This window comes from Stenotrophomonas sp. CS3K5 (assembly GCF_059515225.1).
Map to the genome: position 1 here is coordinate 124,558 of NZ_JCAKRX010000007.1, position 17,957 is coordinate 142,514.

Sequence of the window (17,957 nt, forward strand, 5' to 3'; positions counted from 1 at the left end):
CCGCTCATGATCCGTTGTCGGGGCCATCGCCCCAGCGCAGGCAATTGCCGCCATCGCGCTTGGCCTGGTACAGCGCGCGGTCGGCGCTGGCGTACCACTCGCTCCAATCCGCCTCGGCCACCAGCAGGCTGGCACCGATGCTGACCAGGCTCACGTGGGGCGTGCCATGGCTGCGTTCGAGCAGGCCGTGCACCGCGCTGAGAATGAACTCGGCGGCGTGCTGCACGATCTCGTGGTTGCCACGGCGCAGGATCAGGCAGAACTCATCGCCGCCGAGCCGGCAGGCCAGGTCCTGCTCACCGGCCATCGAACGCAGGATGTTGCCCATGCTCTGCAGCACGCGGTCGCCGGCCTGGTGGCCGTGGCGGTCGTTGATCTGCTTGAAGCGGTCGCAGTCGATCAGCAGCAGCGCCTGCGGCGGGCCATCGACGTGGGCGCGGCACTCCTGCAGGTACAGGGTCAGGCCGCGGCGGTTGTGCAGCCCGGTCAGCTCATCAGTGCGCACCAGCTCGCGGGTGTGGGTGAGCTGGTGGGTGGTGATGTACAGGTTGTCCAGCGCGGTTTCCAGGTCGTGGTTGCGCCGCCGCAGCTGGCTGATCAGGGCCTGTTCGTTGGTCAGAACGCGCATGATCGTGCGGCGCAGGAAGTAGGCCACCAGGCCGGGATCGGATTCGACCAGCCGATGGAAATCGCGCGGGCCCAGCTCCAGCACTTCGCAGTCATCGAGCGCGCGCGCACTGGCGCTGCGCAGGTGATCGCCGACCAGCAGGCCCAGCTCACCGAAGAACTCGTGCTGGCCAAGCGTCTTGATCACCAGGTCCTCGCCGAAGTCCAGTTCGATCTGGCCCTGGAGGATCACATACATGCGCTCGCCACGGTGTCCACGCTGGAACAACCACTGTCCGGCATGAAGCTTGCATGGGCGGGCGAATCTGGCGAACAATGCAACCTCGGCATCGGACAGCAGCGCATGCACGATCTCGGCCATCGCCACGCGGGCGATACCTGTCGTCACATCACTGTTCTCGGCCGCACCCCTGCCGGTCATTCCCTGCACCCGCCGCCAGCGTCCCCTGGTGAGCCGCGGAGCATAGCACCGCTTTAAAGTGTGCGCCCTATCTCATTTTGAGCCTTTGGCCGCACGTTCGTGATGTGAAGATCCGGCGTGGCCCGTTCTGGTCACGCCTGTCCGCGCAAAACCCCTGCTGGATCAAGCCGATGGCGGATTTCACAGGGTTTCGGCCAAGTTGCGATCCCGCGGGTGCGCCGGATTGACGCGGTGCGCCGCGCGCGCCGTTGCCTGGATACAACAACGCCGGCAGGTCCCCCGACCGGCCGGCGTTGTCTGGCCCTTCCCTGGCCACCCTGATCAGACCCGGTAGTGCCGGCCGTTGGCCGGCATTACCCGCTCAGGCGGCGCGTTCGCTGCGCCCGCCGTGGAACTGCTCTTCTTCGGTCGAACCGGTCAATGCGGTGGTCGACGACTGCCCCTGCTGGATCGCCTGGGTGACCGCATCGAAGTAGCCGGTGCCCACTTCGCGCTGGTGCTTGACCGCGGTGAAGCCACGCTCGGCCGCTTCGAACTCGGCTTCCTGCAGTTCCACGAACGCGCTCATCTGGCGGCGCGCATAGCCGTGGGCCAGGTTGAACATGCCGTAGTTCAGCGCGTGGAAACCGGCCAGGGTGATGAACTGGAACTTGTAACCGTAGCTGCCCAGCTCGCGCTGGAACCTGGCGATGGTGGCGTCGTCCAGGTTCTTCTTCCAGTTGAAGCTGGGCGAGCAGTTGTAGGCCAGCAGCTTGCCCGGGAACTTCGCATGGATCGCCTCGGCGAACTTGCGCGCGAATTCCAGGTCCGGCTTGCCGGTCTCGCACCACACCAGGTCGGCGTAGGGCGCATAGGCCAGGCCACGGCTGATCGCCTGGTCCAGGCCATTGCGGGTCTTGTAGAAGCCTTCCACGGTGCGCTCGCCGGTGGCGAAGGGCTTGTCGTTGCCGTCGATGTCGCTGGTCAGCAGATCGGCCGCCTCGGCATCGGTACGCGCCACCAGCAGGGTCGGCACGCCCAGCACGTCGGCAGCCAGGCGCGCGGCGTTGAGCTTCTCGATCGCCTCACGGGTCGGCACCAGCACCTTGCCGCCCATGTGGCCGCACTTCTTCACCGAGGCCAGCTGGTCTTCAAAGTGCACGCCGGCGGCACCGGCCTCGATCATCGCCTTCATCAGTTCGAACGCATTGAGCACGCCGCCGAAACCGGCTTCGGCATCGGCCACGATCGGCTGCAGGAAGTCGATGTCATCCTTGCCTTCAGCGTGATGCAGCTGATCGGCGCGCAGCAGCGTGTTGTTGATGCGCTTGACCACCGCCGGCACCGAATCGGCCGGGTACAGCGACTGGTCCGGGTACATCTGCCCGGCCAGGTTGGCATCGGCCGCCACCTGCCAGCCGGACAGGTAGATCGCCTTCAGCCCGGCCTTGACCTGCTGCATGGCCTGGTTGCCGGTCAGCGCACCCAGCGCGTTGACGAACTCGCGCTCATGCAGCGACGCCCACAGCTTCTCTGCACCCATCCGGGCCAGCGAGTGTTCGATGTGAACGGTGCCGCGCAGGCGTACCACATCGGCGGCGCTGTAGTTGCGCTGGATGCCTTCCCAGCGCGGGTTGGTATCCCAGTCGTGCTGGATCTGTTCGGCAGTGGGCAGCTTGCTCATGTCTTTCTCCAGTTCGGTTCGTGCGTGCAGCGGGGAGGGAAACGGCGGTGGACGCGGGCGGCAGTCAGTCGATGCGCGCGTAGGCCGGCAGGGTCAGGAAATCGGTCAGTTCGTTGCTGCGGCTCAGTTCGCCCAGCAGGGCGATGGCCTCGCCGATGCGGGCGCCACCGGGCAACGCGGCGGTATCACCCAGCCGCGCCGGCAGCTGCGCCAGCGTGGCGTCGAGCAGGGCCAGGTCGATCGCAGTGCCATCGTCGAGCTGCTGGCCCGGCGTGTGCAGCCACTGCCAGAGCTGGCTGCGGCTGATCTCGGCGGTGGCCGCGTCCTCCATCAGGTGATGGATCGGCACGCAGCCGTTGCCGTCCAGCCAGGCGGCCAGGTAGCGCACGCAGACTTCCACATTGCCCTCGAAACCGGCGCGGGTGATGCTGCCTGGCGGTCGTGCGATCAGCTCATCGCGGCCGACGCGCACGTCCTGGCGCAGCACGTTGTGCTGGTTCGCGGTAGGCATGTGCTCGTCGAAGATCGCCATCGCCACCGGAATCAGCGCCGGGTGCGCGACCCAGGTGCCGTCATGGCCGGCGGTGACTTCGCGCAGCTTGTCGGCGCGCACGCGGGCCATCGCCTGTTCGTTGGCGGCCGCATCGTTGTTGATCGGGATCTGCGCGGCCATGCCGCCCATCGCATGCGCACCACGGCGGTGACAGGTCTGGATCAGCAGCTCCGAATAGGCCTTCAGGAACGGCTGGGTCATGGTCACCTGGCCGCGCTCGGGCAGCACGCGGTCGGCGTGGCGGCGGAAGGTCTTCAGGTAGGAGAAGATGTAATCCCAACGCCCGCAGTTCAGGCCGACGATGCGATCACGCAGCGCGTGCAGGATCTCGTCCATCTCGAACACCGCCGGCAGCGTTTCGATCAGCGCCGTCACCTTGATCTGGCCATGCGGCAGGCCGAGCATGCCTTCGATGTGCGACAGCGCGGTCTCCCACAGCGCGGCCTCTTCCATGCTCTGCAGCTTGGGCAGGTAGAAGTACGGGCCACGGTCCTTGGCCTGCAGCGTGCGCGCGTTGTGGAAGGCGAACACGGCCGCATCGAACAGGCCGCCGGCCAGCGGCTGGCCATCGATGGCCACATGCTTCTCGTCCAGGTGCCAGCCACGCGGGCGCACGATCAGCACCGCCTGCTCGTCGTAGGGGCGCAGGCGGTAGTGCTTGCCCGGCTTGCCATTGGCAGCCGGCGCAGTGAATTCCAGATCACCGCGCACCGCCGCCGCCAGCGACTGCTGCCCGGCCAGCAGGTTGCGCCAGGTCGGCGAGGTCGAATCCTCGAAGTCGGCCATGAACACCTTTGCGCCGGAGTTCAGCGCGTTGATGACCATCTTCGGGTCGGTCGGGCCGGTGATCTCGACGCGACGGTCCTGCAGCGCAGCCGGCAGCGGCGCGACGGTCCAGTCGCCGCTGCGGATGGCGGCGGTATCTTCGCGGAAATCCGGCAGGCCGCCCTGGTCGAAGAACGCCTGGCGTTCGCGCCGGGCCTGCAGCCGTGCCTGCCGGCCCGGTTCCACCGCGCGGTGCAGCGACACCAGCAAGGCCAGCAGCGGCGCCGGCAGCACGGTGTCCTGGCCGGCCACGCGGGTCGCCAGGGCGATCCCGGGGGTGGCCTTGCTGGCAGGGGTGGGAACAGCGGAAGCGACGGCGGACATGGGGCGACTCCAGCGGTGGGGGAACGTCTCCACGGTGCCGCCGGGGCCGAGTATTTGGCAAAACAGTTTTTGCAATGCTCTACATAAATTGTGCTAATACTTATGACGCCATGACCACGCGCTCCTCGCCAAGTCCTCGTTTTTCCTACAAATCCGACCGGCTGAAGCCGCTGCGCGCGTTCTGCCAGACGGTGCGTCTGGGCTCGGTCTCACGGGCTGCTGAGGCGCTGTTCGTCAGCCAGCCCGCCATCAGCCTGCAGTTGCAGGCGCTGGAACGGGAGTTGGGCGTGCCGCTGTTCGAACGCAGCGGGCGGCGCCTGGTGCCCAGCCGCGAGGGCCAGCTGCTGTACGAGATGGCGCAGCCGCTGGTGGAGAACCTGGATGGTCTGGAGGCACGCTTCCGCGACAAGGTGCGCGGCCTGGACGCGGGCGAGCTGAACATCGCCGCCAACAGTTCCACCATCCTGTACCTGCTGCCGAAGATCGTCGAACGCTTCCGCCTGCATCACCCGGACGTGCGCCTGACCCTGCACAACGCCATCAGCGCCGACGGCACCGACCTGCTGCGCGAGGACGCCGCCGACCTGGCCATTGGTTCGATGACCGATGTGCCGGCCGATCTCAGCTATGCCCCGGCCTACCGTTTCGAGCAGGTGCTGATCGCCCCGCACGATCATCCGCTGGCCAGCGGGGGGGAGCTGGAGCTGGCTGACATCGCGCGCTATCCGCTGGTGCTGCCACCGAAGCGGCAGATCACCTACCGCCTGGTCGACCAGGTCTTCCAGCGCCACCGCATCGCCTACACCGTGGCGCTGGAAGTGGGTGGCTGGGAAGTGATCAAGCAGTACGTGGCGATGGGCATGGGCATCTCCATCGTGCCGGCGTTGTGCCTGAACGAGGCCGACCGCGAGCGGCTGGCAGCGCGCTCGATGAAGCGCTGGTTCCCCGAGCGCAGCTATGGCGTGATCGTGCGACGCGGCAAGGCGTTGTCGGCGCAGGCGCGGGCGTTCATCGAGCTGATCCAGCCAGAGCTGTTCAGCCCGCGCGATTACGACCAGAGCGGGCATTCGGAGCGGTGAGTGGGTTCGGCAGGGCTACGCCCTGCACCTGCCGAAGCAGAAGCAACAGCAAAAGCCGGTTGTCCGTGAGATGGCGGGGTGGATCCGGTTGCGGGGGACGCCGTGAATCCGTCCATGGAGGCTCGGTCGCGCCATCCATGGCGCTCACGCCCCCGCAACCGGACCCACCCCGCCTTCGACAGATCTCCGTGGCCTGTCGGAACGGCATGGACTGCTGTTGGTAGGTGTCGACCTTGGTCGACACGGTAGATCCACGCCATGCGTGGATGACGTACGAATGATCTGGCCCCATTTGTGGCTGGCGATGCATAGACTGCACCCATGTCCATCGAACTCCGCCACCTGCGCTACTTCCTCGCCGTTGCCGATACGCTGCACTTCGGCCAGGCAGCCGAGCGGCTGGGCATGTCGCAGCCGCCGCTCAGCCAGCAGATCCGCCAGCTGGAAGAACTGATCGGTGCGCGCCTGTTCGTGCGCAGCCATCGCCGCGTGCAGCTGACCGCCGCCGGCGAGCTGCTGCAGGAACGTGCGCGCGCGATCGTGCAGCAGGTGGAAGCGGCGGTGGACGAGGTGCAGCGCGCGCAGCGCGGCGAGCAGGGCGAGCTGCAAATCGGGCTGACCCGGGCCACGCCGCTGTCGCCACAGATTCCACGCTCGATCCTGCATTACCGCCAGCAATACCCACAGGTGCGACTGCAGCTGAGCGAGATGAACACGCTGCAGCAGATCGATGCGCTGCTCGACGGCTCACTGGACGTCGGCATCATCCGCAAGCGTGCGCTGCCCCCGGAACTGGTGGCGCACAGCCTGTTCGTCGATCCGCTGGCGTTGATCGTGCATGCCGACCACCCTGCCCTGCATCGGCTCTCGAAACAGGGCACGCTGTCGCTACGCGACTTCGCGCAGGAGCCGTTCGTGGCCTTCCGCCGCAGTGCCGGCGCCGGCATCCACGACCACATGATCACGCTGTGCACGGCCGCAGGATTCACCCCGCGCATCGTGCAGGAAGCGGGCGAAGCCTCGACCCTGATCAGCCTGGCCGCCGCCGGGCTGGGTGCGGCCATCCTGCCCTCCTCGTGCGATCACATCCGCGTGGAAGGCGCGCGCTTCGTAGCGCTGGCCGATGCCGGTGCGCATTCGGAAGTGCAGCTGGCCTGGCATCGCGAACGGGTGACGCCGTTGATCCGCAATTTCGCCGGATTGTTGCGCGGGGCGTTTGCCGAGGGCTGAGGTACAACCCACCCGGTAGTGGCCAACCTTGGTTGGCCCACGGCCACAGCGCCGACCAAGGTCGGCATCTAGCAGAACAGGATCAGGCCGTGACCGGCTGCGGCGCGCGCTGCTGCAACGCCCAGACGATGCCGCCACCGATCAGGGTCAGCACGGCGGCAAACGCGCACACCCCGCGCCAGTCCCAGGCCGCATAGGCCAAGCCACCCACGCCGCCCAGTACGCTCGACCCCAGGTAATAGGCGAACAGGTACAGCGCCGAGGCTTCCGCACGCATCGCACCGGCGCGCGCGCCCACCCAGCTGCTGGCCACCGAGTGGCCGCCGAAGAATCCGAACGTGACCAGTGCGATGCCCAGGGCCATCGTGCTCAGCCACGGCATCGCCAACAGCACGATGCCGGCGCCGATAAGCGCGAACGAGATCGAAAGGATGCGGCCACGTCCATAGCGCGTGGCCTGCTGGCCCATCCACGCCGAACTGAAGGTGCCCACCAGGTAGACGCTGAAGATCAACCCGACCACGGTCTGGCTGAGGTGGTACGGCGGCGCCAGCAGGTGGTAACCGAGGTAGTTGTAGAGCGTGACGAACACGCCCATCAACACGAACGAGGTGGCGAACAGCCACGGCAGGCCGGGATCGGCAAACAACGTGCGCCAACGCGAAGGCAGGTGGCGCAGGCCACCGCGCCGGGCCTGGAAATGACGCGACGGCGGCAGTTGCAGCCATAGCAGCACGGTGCTGGCAATGGCGATGATCGAGACCACACCGATGCCCCAGCGCCAGCCCCAGTGGTCGGCGATGATGCCGGCCAGCAGGCGCCCGCTCATGCCGCCGATGGCGTTGCCGCCGATGTACAGGCCCATCGCCAGGCCCAGCGCGCGGCTGTCCATTTCCTCGACCAGATAGGTCATCGCCACCGCCGGCACGCCGCTCAGCGCCAGCCCCAGCAGGGTGCGCAGTACCAGCAGCGTGGTCCAGTCATCCACCAGCGCAGTGCACAGCGACAGCACGGCCGAGGCCAGCAAGGCGGCGATCATCAACGGGCGGCGGCCGACCGCGTCGGACAGCAGGCCGGCCAGCAGCATCGCCACCGCGAGCGTGCCGGTGGTCAGCGACAGCGACATCGCGCTGCCGGCGGCGGACACCCCGAAGTGGCGGCTGAACTCGGGCAGCAGCGGCTGCACCGTGTACAGCAGGCCGAAGGTGGAAAAGCCGGCCAGGAACAGCGCCAGCGCAGTGCGGCGAAAGGCCGGCGTGCCCTGCTGGATGCGGGTGTCGGTGCCGGTTTCGAGAATGGAAGGACGGCCTTGAACGGCCGCCGCGGTTTCGCCAGTCATGGGATCGATGGGCCGGTGGGGGCGGCCGGGTGGAGAGGAACGGGGCCCAGACTAGGCCCGTCCATCCAGTCGATCCATAACCTGTTGGATCATGATTGATACATGAAAAGTATCGATTCAGCTTACAAGCGCTGCCACTCGAAACCGTCGCCACGGCGGTAGTACACCGCCACCGCGCGGCCATAGACCTTGTCGGCGTCGACAAACCCGAAGAAGCGGCCATCGAAGCTGTTGCCGCGGTGGTCACCCAGCACCAGCAGCTTGCCGGCCGGCACCACCAGATCGGCGATGTCCGGGCCGCCGCCCATGTCCAGGTCGAGGCGGGCGCGACGCTGGCCGAAGGCTTCCACGTCCTGCAGGTCGGCCATCTGCAACGGCTGGCCATTGATGCTCAGGTGGCCCTCGCGCATCTGCACATGGTCACCGGCCACCGCGGCAATGCGCTTGATCAGGCGGGTGCCGTCGGCCGGCGAGTCGAACACCGCCACTTCGCCGCGTTGCGGGGTGCCGGTGGCCAGCAGTGCCTTGCCGGTGAACGGCAGGCGCAGACCATAGGCGCGCATGTCCACCACCACCCGGTCGCCGGGCTGCAGGGTCGGCTGCATCGAACCGCTCGGCACCACGTAGTGGTTGGCCAGGGTATCGCGCGCGGCGGCGAGCAGGCCGAGCATCACCAGCAGCGGCAGCGCCTCCTTCTTCAGCCAGGCCAGCGCGCGTTCGGAAAAGGGAGGGCGGGCAACAGCATCCATGTCAGGCTCCGGGTGGGTGGTCGCTGCATCAGACCACATCCGGGCCGAAGAGGTTCCCGCGCCGCGATCCTGTGGAGCCGAGCCCACACTCGGCTTGCTCTTTGTGGCGTCGAGGTTGCCCGACTGGGGCGCAGAACAGCCGAGCATGGGCTCGGCTCTACAACAGGGGTTACGCAGGATTTACGCGTGGGGCCGGCTCCGGGCATCGCACCTTTACGGCTGCCGCGCGCATCGTGTGCCCACCGCGCCGCAGGGCGCATTCCGCAAGGTGTTGTATGACCCTCCTGGTGATCCGCCACGCATCTTCGTCGGCGCCGCGCCCGCAATTGCCGGCGCAGCTGGCCGGCCATCGCGTGCTGTGCAGCGACTGCGCCAGCCTGTCCGAAGTACGCCAGTGCCTGTGCCAGCCGCAGGCGCGCTCGGCCGACTGGGTGCTGCTGGACGTCGGCGTGGCCGACGAAGCGCAATGGCAGGCCGAGGGCGGTGCGTTGCAGGCGGCGCTGGAACATCTGCCGGCGCAGTACATCGAGCTGCAGTCGCCCAGCGAGCTTGGCCTGGATGCGCGCCTGCACCTGCAGCATGGCCCGGCCGCGGTGGTGATCGACCAGCGCAGCCAGCAGGCCGGCTATCCGCTGTCGCTGGCCATCGTCGGTCGCCGCCTGGCGCAGGAGGGCTGAGCCATGTCGATTTTCATCATCCGTGGCCCGGAAGCCGCCGGCGCGCTGATCCGCACGGCCATGCCGCTGCCGGCACCGGTACTGAAATCGCTGGTGCATCGTGCGATCGACGCCGGCACCAGCGTGGCGATCCGCGCCTGCGGCTCGGAACAGGAACTGCTGGATGCGCTGCGCGTGGCCGACCACAGCCGCGGCGAAGTGACCCTGCTCGATCCGGGTGCGTGTGCCAACAGCCTGCGCCTGCAGCGCCTGCTGCCCTACCTGCACAACGCCTACGTGGAAGTACATGACGACGGTGCAGTGGCCGAGCCGTGCCTGCCGGCCGGTGTCGGCCAGCGCCTGGGCATTGCGGCCGGGTATGGTGCGCAGAGCTATGTGCTGGCGCTGGATATCGCACTGGACCACCTGGGGTTGGCCGAGCAGGCCAATCGCGTGCACGTGGGGACGTAATGCTGTTTGGAGAGCCGAGCCCATGCTCGGCTGATGTTTCCCGGAAGAGCAGCCGAGCATCGGCTCGGCTCTACAGAAGGAAAAACGGCGGGGTTGCCCCCGCCGTTTTCTGTTTCTTACTTCAGGCCGCGGAACTTCAGCAGCGGTTCCACCGACGGGTCCTTGCCGCGGAAATCGCGGTACAGGGTCGACAGCTCCACGCTGTTGCCGCGCGAGAGGATCTTGTCGCGGAATTCCTGGCCGTTGGCGGCGGTCAGGCCACCGTGTTCGGTGAACCACTGGTAGGCGTCATGGTCAAGCACTTCGGCCCAGAAGTACGCGTAGTAACCGGCCGAGTAACCGCCACCCCAGATGTGGTCGAAGTAGGTGGTGCGGTAGCGCGGCGGCACCTGCGGCAGGTCGACCTTGAACTTCTTCAGCGCGCTGGCTTCAAAGGCGCCGACATCCTGCAGCGGCGCGTCGGCCTTCTGCGTGTGCCAGGCCAGGTCCAGCAGTGCGGCCGACAGGTACTCGGTGGTCGCATAGCCCTGGTTGAAGCTGCGTGCCTTGAGGATCTTGTCGACCAGTTCCTGCGGCATCGCCTCGCCGGTCTTGTAGTGCTTGGCGTAGTTGGCGAACACCTTCGGATCCAGCGCCCAGTGCTCGTTGAACTGCGAGGGGAACTCGACGAAGTCGCGCGAGGTGGCGGTGCCGGCGATCGACGGGTACTTCACGTTGGAGAACATGCCGTGCAGTGCATGGCCGAACTCATGGAACATCGTGGTGACGTCGTCGAAGCTGATCAGCGCGGGCTGGCCGGCGGCCGGCTTGGTGAAGTTGCAGACGTTGTAGACCACCGGCTTGGCACCGGTCAGGCCGTCCTGTTCGACGAACACGTCCATCCAGGCGCCACCGGACTTGCTGTCACGCTTGAAGTAGTCGGTGTAGAACAGCGCCAGCGAGGTGCCGTCCTTGTCGAACACTTCGTACACCTTCATGTCCGGGTTGTAGGTCGGAATGTCGGTGCGCGGCTTGAAGGTGATGCCGTACAGCTGGGTGGCGGCGTAGAAGACGCCGTTCTGCAGCACGTTGTCCAGTTCGAAGTACGGCTTGATCTGCGATTCGTCCAGATCGTACTTGGCCTTGCGCACCTGTTCGGCGTAGAAGTCCCAGTCCGAGGCGGCAACCTGGAAGCCGCCCTTCTGCGCGTCGATCACCTTCTGGATCTCGCCGGCTTCGGTGCGGGCCTTGGCGGTGGCCGCCGGCACGGTGTCGGTCAGCAGCTTCAGCGCGGCGGCCGGGGTCTTGGCCATCTGGTCGCCCAGCTGGTAGTCGGCGAAGGTGTCAAAGCCCAGCAGCTTGGCCTTCTGCGCACGCAGCTGGGCCAGGCGCTGCACGGTCTGCCGGGTGTCGTTGGCATCGCCGCGCTCGGCGCGGGTTTCCGAAGCCTTCAGCACGGCAGCGCGCTGGTCGCGGTCGCTCAGCGAACCGAGCACCGGCTGCTGGGTGGTGTTCTGCAGCGGCAGCAGGAACTTGCCGTCCAGCTTGCGGTCCTTGGCGGCAGCGGCCGCGTTGTTGATCGCGTCTTCGTCCAGGCCGGCCAGCTTGGCCTTGTCATCGACAACCACGGCCGCAGCGGCGGTGGCCGCCACCAGGCGGGTGTGGAACTGGGTGGAGAGGGTGGTCTCTTCCACGTTGAGCTTGCGCAGCGAGGCCTTGTCGGCGTCGGACAGCTGCGCGCCCGCGCGCACCAGGCCATCGTAGTAATGCTCGACCAGGCGCTTCTGCACCGGGTCCAGTTCCAGCGTGTCGCGCTGGTCGTAGATCGACTTCACGCGCGCGAACAGCTTCGGGTCCAGATTGATCTCGTCCTGGTGCGCGGCCAGCTTCGGCGCCACTTCTTCCTGGATCTTCTGGCGCGCATCGTTGGTATCGGCCTGGACCAGGCCGAAGAAGATGCGCGACACGCGGTTCAGGGTCTCGCCGCTGCGCTCCATCGCCACGATGGTGTTGTCGAAGGTGGCCGGCTCGCTGCTGTCGGCGATCTTGCGCACGTCGGCCAGGTGCTGGCGCATGCCTTCTTCGAACGCCGGCAGGTAGTCGCTGTCCTTGATCTTGTCGAACTGCGGCGCCTGGAACGGCAGCGTGCTGGCGCTCAGCAGCGGATTGGTGGACGCTTCGGCCGGCTGCTGGGCCGGGGTCTTCTGTGCATCGGACACGGGGGTGGACTCCTTGCCGGAACAGGCCGCCAGCGCCAGGCTGATGGCGGCGGCCAGGACTACGGTACGCGACATGTGGAACGCTCCTTGGGCAGACGGTACGGGATACCAGCCCTCCACCCTACTCCTGTCGCGCACGCCCGGCATGTGCCGGACGTGGCGTCTAGGCGGCAGCCCGCAGGCGGCTCAGACCGTGCCGCGGGTCTTGCCCATCCACGGCCGGTAGAACTCGCGGATGGCGGCCATGTCGGCGGCATCATCGCCGCTGGGGGTGAACAGCGGGCCGATGCCGATGGTCTTTTCCGGGTAGTGGAAATAGGCGGCCAGGATCGGCACGTCGGCCATCCGGGCGATCTTCAGGAAGCCGGCCTTCCAGTCCTTCACCGCCTTGCGGGTGCCCTCGGGGGTGATGGCGAACCACATCTTCTCGTTGTTGCGCAGCAGGTCCACCGCCTGGCCCACCGTGCCCTGCGGCGAGCTGCGGTCCAGCGGGATCACGCCCAGCTTGTGCAGCAGCGGGCCCAGCGGCCACCAGAACAGCGAGGCCTTGCCGAGCACCTTCACCTTCATGCCCAGCGCGATCTTGGCGGCCATGCCCCACAGGCCGTCCCAGTTGGACGAATGCGGCGCGATGATGAACACCAGCCGGGGAATGTCAGGCAGGGTGCCGGTCACCTTCCAGCCGCCCATGCGCAGGGTGCAGCGCGCCAGCCAGCGCAGGAAGGCGTTGGGTTTGACCTGCGGCATCTGCGGCGGCACGGCCGGCAGCAACGAAGTCGGCTTGTTCAAGCAATCACTCCCAGTCACGTGATGAGCGCCCGCGCTTGATCTGCGCGCGCCCGCGTTTGGCGTCCAGACGACGCAGTTTCGACCCGAGGGTCGGCTTGGTGGCCTTGCGCGGTTTGGGCACGCTCAGCCCGGCCTGGATGAAGGCCGCCAGCCGCTCGCGCGCATCCTCGCGATTGCGATCCTGGGTCCGGAAACGTTGCGCATCGATGACCAGCACGCCTTCGCCGGTCACCCGCCGGTCACGTCGCGCCAGCAGGCGCTCGCGCAACGGGTCGGGCAACGAGGGCGAGTTGGCCACATCGAAACGCAGTTCCACCGCGGTGGACACCTTGTTGACGTTCTGGCCACCGGCGCCACTGGCGCGCACGAACCGCTCGACGATCTCGCCGTCGGGGATTTCAAGCTGCGCGTTGATGGTGACCGGTCCACTGCCCATCCGCGCATTGTAGCGGCAGCCACGCACCGGAGTGCGACATCGCGCACCGTATGCCGCCGATCAGGCACCGAACACGCCGCCTTCGCCTTGGCTGCTGGTATGCTGGCCGTCCCATGTACCGCAGGAAGCTTCGCATGACCCGCTTCGCACCCGCCCTGCCGTCCCTGCTGCGCCGTGCCGCCCTGTTGCTGGCGCTGGCCGTGGCCAGCACCCCGGCCCTGGCCGCGCCGCCGACCGACGGCGACATCAACCGCCTGCTGTCGGCCTCGCGCGCGCAGAGCATGATCGACACCATGCTGCCGCAGATCGAGGCGATGCAGCAGCAGCAGTTCCAGCAGGTGGCCGCTCAGCGCCAGCTCAACGCACAGCAGCAGGAACAGCTCAAGCGGATCCAGGCCCGCACCAGCCAGACCCTGCGCCAGGCCCTGTCGTGGCAGCAGCTGCGGCCGATGTACGTGGACCTGTACAAGAAGACCTTCAGCAAGGAAGACGTGTTGGCGATGGCCGAGTTCTACGAGAGTTCGGCCGGCCAGAGCCTGCTGGACAAGACCCCGGCGCTGATGCAGAACGTGATGGTGGCCATCCAGGCACGCATGCAGCCACTGTTTGCGGACCTGCAGAAGGACCTGGACGCGATCGTCAACGAGCCGGAAAAGAAATGACCTCGGCGGGGTCGGATCCCTTTCCCTGCGGGAAAGGACTCTGACCCCTCGGCCGCGTGGGCGTCAAACGGCGTCCACCTGCCAGCCGAACAGGTCCAGCGCCTTCTGGAACTCACGGTCCAGCGGCGCACGCACATCCACGCTGCCGCCCTCTGGATGGGGAAAACGCAGGCGCTCGGCGTGCAGCAGCATGCGATGCACACCCTGCATGCGGAAGATGCGGTTGTGGCGGCCATCGCCGTGGCTGGTGTCGCCGATCATGTGGTGCGAGAGGTGCTTGAGGTGCCGCCGGATCTGCCGGAAGCGTCCGGTCTGCGGCTGGCAGCGCAGCAGCGCATAACGCGAACTGCTGAATTCGCCGATCGGCACCGACAGCTCGCCGGTGGCCAGGCGCTGGAAGTCGGTGATCGCCGGCTTCTTCACCGGCTTGCCCGGCCCACCGTCCAGATCGTGATCGACCTGCCAGGACAGCTCGGCCGGCCAGCCACGGCACACGGTCAGGTAGTCCTTCAGCACGTCGCCGCCCATCAGCGCCTTGCCCAGCGTGCTGGCGGTGTCTCGGTCGAAGGCCAGCAGCAGGCAGCCACTGGTGGCCCGATCCAGGCGATGCACGAGGAAGATCGGGCGGCCCAGCTGCTCGCGCAGACGGTCGGCCAGGAAGTCGTCTTCGCCACGGGCCAGCTTGCTGTCGTGAACCATCAGCCCGGCCGGCTTGTTGACCACGGCCAGGCGTTCATCCAGGTGCAGCAGCTGCAGGGGCGCGGTTTCGGGGGCGGTTTCGGTATCGGCACTCACCGCGGGATTATACGGGGGGCCGTCCCGGTAGCGTCGAGCTTGCTCGACGGGCACCTTGCGAAAAGCAGTCAAGCAAGCGCGACTCTACGACGGTTCGGGATCAGGCGTTGCGCACGGCCAGCAGTTCGCCGTTGCCCACCGGCACCAGGCTGGTGCTGAAGTCCGCGTCCGCGGCCAGCAGCGCCCGCAGCGGTTCCATCTGTGCTGCATGCGAGGTGGCATTGTCCACCACCAGCAGCCCACCCGGCCGCAGCACACGGCGCAGCTGCGGCCACCAGCCGGCGTACTGTTCGCGGTCCGAATCGAGGAACAGCAGATCGATGCTGGCTTCGGCCGCCTGCGCCAGCCAGCAACCGGCATCGCCGTGGACCAGGGTGATGCGCTGCTCCAGGCCGCTGCGTGCGAATGTGGCACGCGCCATCGCCGCCTTGTCCTCGGCGAACTCCAGCGTGGTCACATGGCCATCGACGGCAGCGGCGGCCTCGGCCAGCCACAACGTGGAATAGCCGTTGGAGGTGCCGATCTCCAGTATCCGCCGTGCGTTGCCGAAGCGCACCAGCACCGACAGGAATTCACCGGTATCGGGCGTGATGTTGAGCATGCGCCGACCGCGCTCGGTCTCACGCGCGTCGTTGTCGGCGCCAAAGCGCGCCAGCTCATCCTTGAGCGCCTGCAGCATGGCGTCTACTTCCACCAGGCGCGCGCCAGCGCCACCGCGCCGATCGCACCGGACAGCCAGCTCCACATCGGCAGGTCGCCCCAGTACCAGCCCGGCGGCTGCAGCACGTACATCAGCGCGGCGATGGCCAGCAGGCCGACCCCGGTGATCGCGCCGACCGCACGCTTCTGCAGCCGCTGCACGCTGGCATCGAGCGCGACCAGATCGCGCGAGCGCATTGCCAGTTCATGTCGGCCCTCCACCTGCTGGGTCAGCCAGGCATGCACCAGGCGCGGCATGTCCGGCGCATGGGTCATGATTTCCGGCAGCCGCTTGCCGATCTCGCGCACCACCCGGCGCGGGCTGTAGCGCTCGCGCAGGATCCTGGCCAGCACCGGCTTGGCCACCGCCCAGATGTCGATCTGCGGGTCCAGCTGGCGGCCGACACCTTCGATGTTCAGCAGGGTTTTCTGCAGCAGGATCAGCTGCGGCTGCAACGTCAGCTGGTAGCGCTGGGCCACGCGGAACAGCTTCATCAGCACTTCGGCCAGCGATATCTGCGACAGCGGGCGGGTGAAGTACGGCTCGCACACCGAACGCACCGCCGCTTCCAGATCATCGATGCGCACGTGGTCGGGCATCCAGCGTGCCTGCACATGCAGCTCGGCGATGCGGCGGTAATCGCGGTTGAAGATGGCCATGAAATTCTCGGCCAGGTAGTACTGATCTTCCTGCGAAAGCTGGCCCATGATGCCGAAGTCCAGCGCGATGAAACGCGGGTTGGCACGGCGCGCTGGATCGGTATCGACCCAGATGTTGCCGGCGTGCGCATCGGCATGGAAGAAGTTGTCGCGGAACACCTGGGTGTAGAACACCCGCACGCCCTTGGCGGCGAGCGCCTTGCGGTCGATGCCGGCCTTGTCCAGCGCGGCGATGTCATCGGACGGAATGCCCCACACGCGCTCCAGGGTCAGCGCGCGCTCGGCGGTGTGGCTCCAGATCACTTCCGGCACGTACAGGTCGTCGGAGTTTTCCCAGAAGCGGCGCAGCACGCTGGCATTGGCGCCTTCGCGCTGCAGGTCCAGCTCGGCGGCCAGGGTGTTTTCCACTTCGGCCACCACTTCGCGCGGGCGGATCTTGTCGGCACGCGGGTGGGTGCGCTCGACCAGGGCGGCCAGCGAATTGAGCAGGGCGATGTCGGCGTCGATCTGCTTCTCGATGCCCGGGCGCAGCACCTTGACCACCACCTGGCGGCCATCGGCCAGGGTGGCGGCATGCACCTGCGCGATCGAGGCCGAGGCCAGCGGTTCGGTGTCGAAGCTGGCGAAGGCCTCGCTGACCGGCAGGCCCAGCGCTTCTTCCACGATGCGGCGCGCGGTATCGCCGTCGAACGGCTTGACCCGGTCCTGCAGCAGGGTCAGTTCGTTGGCTACGTCCGGTGGCACCAGATCGCGACGGGTGGACAGGATCTGGCCGAACTTGACGAAGATCGGGCCCAGGTCCTGCAGCGCCAGACGCAGGCGTGCGCCACGCGACTGCGCGGCGATGTCGGCCGAGGCGCGCGGCACGAACGGCTTGGCCAGGCGCAGCCAGCGCTCGGCCGGGGTGCCCTGCAGCAGATCGTCGAGGCGGTAACGCAGGATCACCCGGCCGATACGGCTGGCCCGCAACAGTGCCTTCATGCGGCACCCCGCAGGCGCTGCACGCGCGCGCCGAGGCGCTCGACATCATCGCGCAGCACATCCACGTCATCGTGGAAGGCCTCCAGTTCGGCGCGCGGCACCACGTCGCGCGATTCCTCGGTGATGAATTCGGCGGCACTGTGGGCCAGATCGATCGCCCCCTGGCGCGCGTGCTGCAGGGCGCTGCGCAGAGTGTTGGCCACCTGTACGCCCAGCACCTCGCCGAACACGCTCACGAACGGCTGCTGCCAGTCCGGATCAAACCCCTTGGCCAGCTGCTGCAGGCGCCGCGCCAGCTCGGCGTCGCCGGCCACGCGTACGCGGCCCTTGCCATGGCTGTCGGCGCGCCGTGCGTTGGCCAGCAGCGGCAGCTGCGCCAGCACGCCGGCCAGGCTGCTTCGCACGGCCAGATCGGCTTCCTGCGCGTCCACTGGGCCCACCCGCAGCTGATCGCCCTCGACGCTGATGCGCATCGCCAGCGAGGGCGCCTCCAGAGTCAGGTCGATATGCCGGCCATCGAGACCGGTCAGCGCAAGACGGGTATCCGGATCCAGCGCCAGCGCGCGGTTCAGGGCGATCTGCAGCGCACGGCCGGCGGCCGGCTTGAGGGACTTGAGCAGGGAAAGAGCCATGTGCGCATTCTACCTGCGTGGGTGAGGGGCTTGGGCCGGACTGCCCCCCGGCACCCGCAGAGGCAACGGCAACAGCCGAATCAACAGCGGGCATTCCGTGGGTTGGCGGGATGGGTCCGGGTGCGGGAGACGCCGTAAACCCGTCCGTGGGGGCTTGGCCGCGGCATC

Annotated in this window: 17 protein-coding genes; 5 read left to right on the plus strand and 12 right to left on the minus strand. The window is 67.4% G+C overall.

Going from position 1 to position 17,957, the window contains the following annotated elements; genetic code table 11:
• Positions 1-4: 4 nt before the first annotated feature.
• The 3 genes from AC5YGJ_RS12265 to aceB form a co-directional block, all read right to left on the minus strand.
• A complete protein-coding gene (locus tag AC5YGJ_RS12265) occupies positions 5-1,048 on the minus strand; it encodes a GGDEF domain-containing protein (RefSeq protein WP_249842245.1) in 1,044 nt (347 codons plus the stop codon).
• 361 nt (positions 1,049-1,409) lie between these two features.
• A complete protein-coding gene (gene aceA, locus AC5YGJ_RS12270) occupies positions 1,410-2,711 on the minus strand; it encodes an isocitrate lyase (RefSeq protein WP_249842246.1) in 1,302 nt (433 codons plus the stop codon).
• A gap of 64 nt (positions 2,712-2,775) precedes the next feature.
• Positions 2,776-4,413, minus strand: a complete 1,638-nt coding sequence (gene aceB / locus AC5YGJ_RS12275) for a malate synthase A (protein WP_496186686.1) — start codon at positions 4,411-4,413, stop codon at positions 2,776-2,778.
• Between the two features lie 110 nt (positions 4,414-4,523).
• Here aceB and AC5YGJ_RS12280 point away from each other — a divergent pair, with 110 nt between their 5' ends.
• Both AC5YGJ_RS12280 and AC5YGJ_RS12285 read left to right on the plus strand, forming a co-directional pair.
• On the plus strand, positions 4,524-5,492 hold the full coding sequence (locus tag AC5YGJ_RS12280; protein WP_249842248.1) for a LysR family transcriptional regulator: 969 nt from the start codon (positions 4,524-4,526) through the stop codon (positions 5,490-5,492).
• Positions 5,493-5,813: 321 nt separating this feature from the next.
• Positions 5,814-6,722, plus strand: coding sequence for a LysR family transcriptional regulator (locus AC5YGJ_RS12285; RefSeq protein ID WP_496186687.1), 909 nt, complete (start codon positions 5,814-5,816; stop codon positions 6,720-6,722).
• Positions 6,723-6,804: 82 nt separating this feature from the next.
• On the opposite strand, the gene AC5YGJ_RS12290 is transcribed toward AC5YGJ_RS12285, so the two are convergent.
• Together AC5YGJ_RS12290 and lepB are read right to left on the minus strand one after the other, a co-directional pair.
• Positions 6,805-8,061: an MFS transporter gene (locus AC5YGJ_RS12290; RefSeq protein WP_309336423.1), complete on the minus strand. Its 1,257-nt coding sequence runs from the start codon at positions 8,059-8,061 to the stop codon at positions 6,805-6,807.
• A gap of 122 nt (positions 8,062-8,183) precedes the next feature.
• On the minus strand, positions 8,184-8,810 hold the full coding sequence (lepB, locus tag AC5YGJ_RS12295) for a signal peptidase I (protein WP_249842251.1): 627 nt from the start codon (positions 8,808-8,810) through the stop codon (positions 8,184-8,186).
• A gap of 275 nt (positions 8,811-9,085) precedes the next feature.
• Between lepB and AC5YGJ_RS12300 the strand changes: the two genes are divergently transcribed.
• Both AC5YGJ_RS12300 and AC5YGJ_RS12305 read left to right on the plus strand, forming a co-directional pair.
• Positions 9,086-9,487, plus strand: a complete 402-nt coding sequence (locus AC5YGJ_RS12300; RefSeq protein ID WP_496186688.1) for a hypothetical protein — start codon at positions 9,086-9,088, stop codon at positions 9,485-9,487.
• 3 nt (positions 9,488-9,490) lie between these two features.
• Entirely contained in the window at positions 9,491-9,937 is a 447-nt protein-coding gene (locus tag AC5YGJ_RS12305) for a 3-dehydroquinate dehydratase (RefSeq protein ID WP_004153636.1), read from the plus strand.
• A gap of 116 nt (positions 9,938-10,053) precedes the next feature.
• Here AC5YGJ_RS12305 and dcp read toward each other — a convergent pair whose 3' ends face one another.
• The 3 genes from dcp to arfB form a co-directional block, all read right to left on the minus strand.
• Positions 10,054-12,210 (minus strand): peptidyl-dipeptidase Dcp, encoded by a 2,157-nt coding sequence (dcp, locus tag AC5YGJ_RS12310; protein ID WP_249842253.1) that lies wholly within the window; start codon positions 12,208-12,210, stop codon positions 10,054-10,056.
• Positions 12,211-12,321: 111 nt separating this feature from the next.
• A complete protein-coding gene (locus AC5YGJ_RS12315; protein ID WP_224329368.1) occupies positions 12,322-12,882 on the minus strand; it encodes a lysophospholipid acyltransferase family protein in 561 nt (186 codons plus the stop codon).
• A gap of 46 nt (positions 12,883-12,928) precedes the next feature.
• A complete protein-coding gene (gene arfB, locus AC5YGJ_RS12320; protein WP_107231447.1) occupies positions 12,929-13,360 on the minus strand; it encodes an alternative ribosome rescue aminoacyl-tRNA hydrolase ArfB in 432 nt (143 codons plus the stop codon).
• Between the two features lie 134 nt (positions 13,361-13,494).
• On the opposite strand from arfB, the gene AC5YGJ_RS12325 reads away from it, so the two are divergent.
• Positions 13,495-14,022, plus strand: a complete 528-nt coding sequence (locus AC5YGJ_RS12325; protein ID WP_475289809.1) for a DUF2059 domain-containing protein — start codon at positions 13,495-13,497, stop codon at positions 14,020-14,022.
• Positions 14,023-14,085: 63 nt separating this feature from the next.
• Here AC5YGJ_RS12325 and AC5YGJ_RS12330 read toward each other — a convergent pair whose 3' ends face one another.
• The 4 genes from AC5YGJ_RS12330 to AC5YGJ_RS12345 form a co-directional block, all read right to left on the minus strand.
• Positions 14,086-14,817 carry a pseudouridine synthase gene (locus tag AC5YGJ_RS12330; protein WP_249842255.1) on the minus strand — a complete coding sequence of 244 codons (732 nt, stop codon included), beginning with the start codon at positions 14,815-14,817 and terminating at the stop codon, positions 14,086-14,088.
• A 100-nt stretch (positions 14,818-14,917) separates the two neighbouring features.
• Positions 14,918-15,496 (minus strand): O-methyltransferase, encoded by a 579-nt coding sequence (locus AC5YGJ_RS12335; RefSeq protein WP_496186745.1) that lies wholly within the window; start codon positions 15,494-15,496, stop codon positions 14,918-14,920.
• Positions 15,497-15,501: 5 nt separating this feature from the next.
• Positions 15,502-17,157 (minus strand): ubiquinone biosynthesis regulatory protein kinase UbiB, encoded by a 1,656-nt coding sequence (ubiB, locus tag AC5YGJ_RS12340; protein ID WP_309336405.1) that lies wholly within the window; start codon positions 17,155-17,157, stop codon positions 15,502-15,504.
• Positions 17,154-17,789, minus strand: coding sequence for a ubiquinone biosynthesis accessory factor UbiJ (locus AC5YGJ_RS12345; RefSeq protein WP_249842257.1), 636 nt, complete (start codon positions 17,787-17,789; stop codon positions 17,154-17,156). The genes ubiB and AC5YGJ_RS12345 overlap by 4 nt, the downstream gene beginning before the upstream one ends.
• Positions 17,790-17,957: the final 168 nt, after the last annotated feature.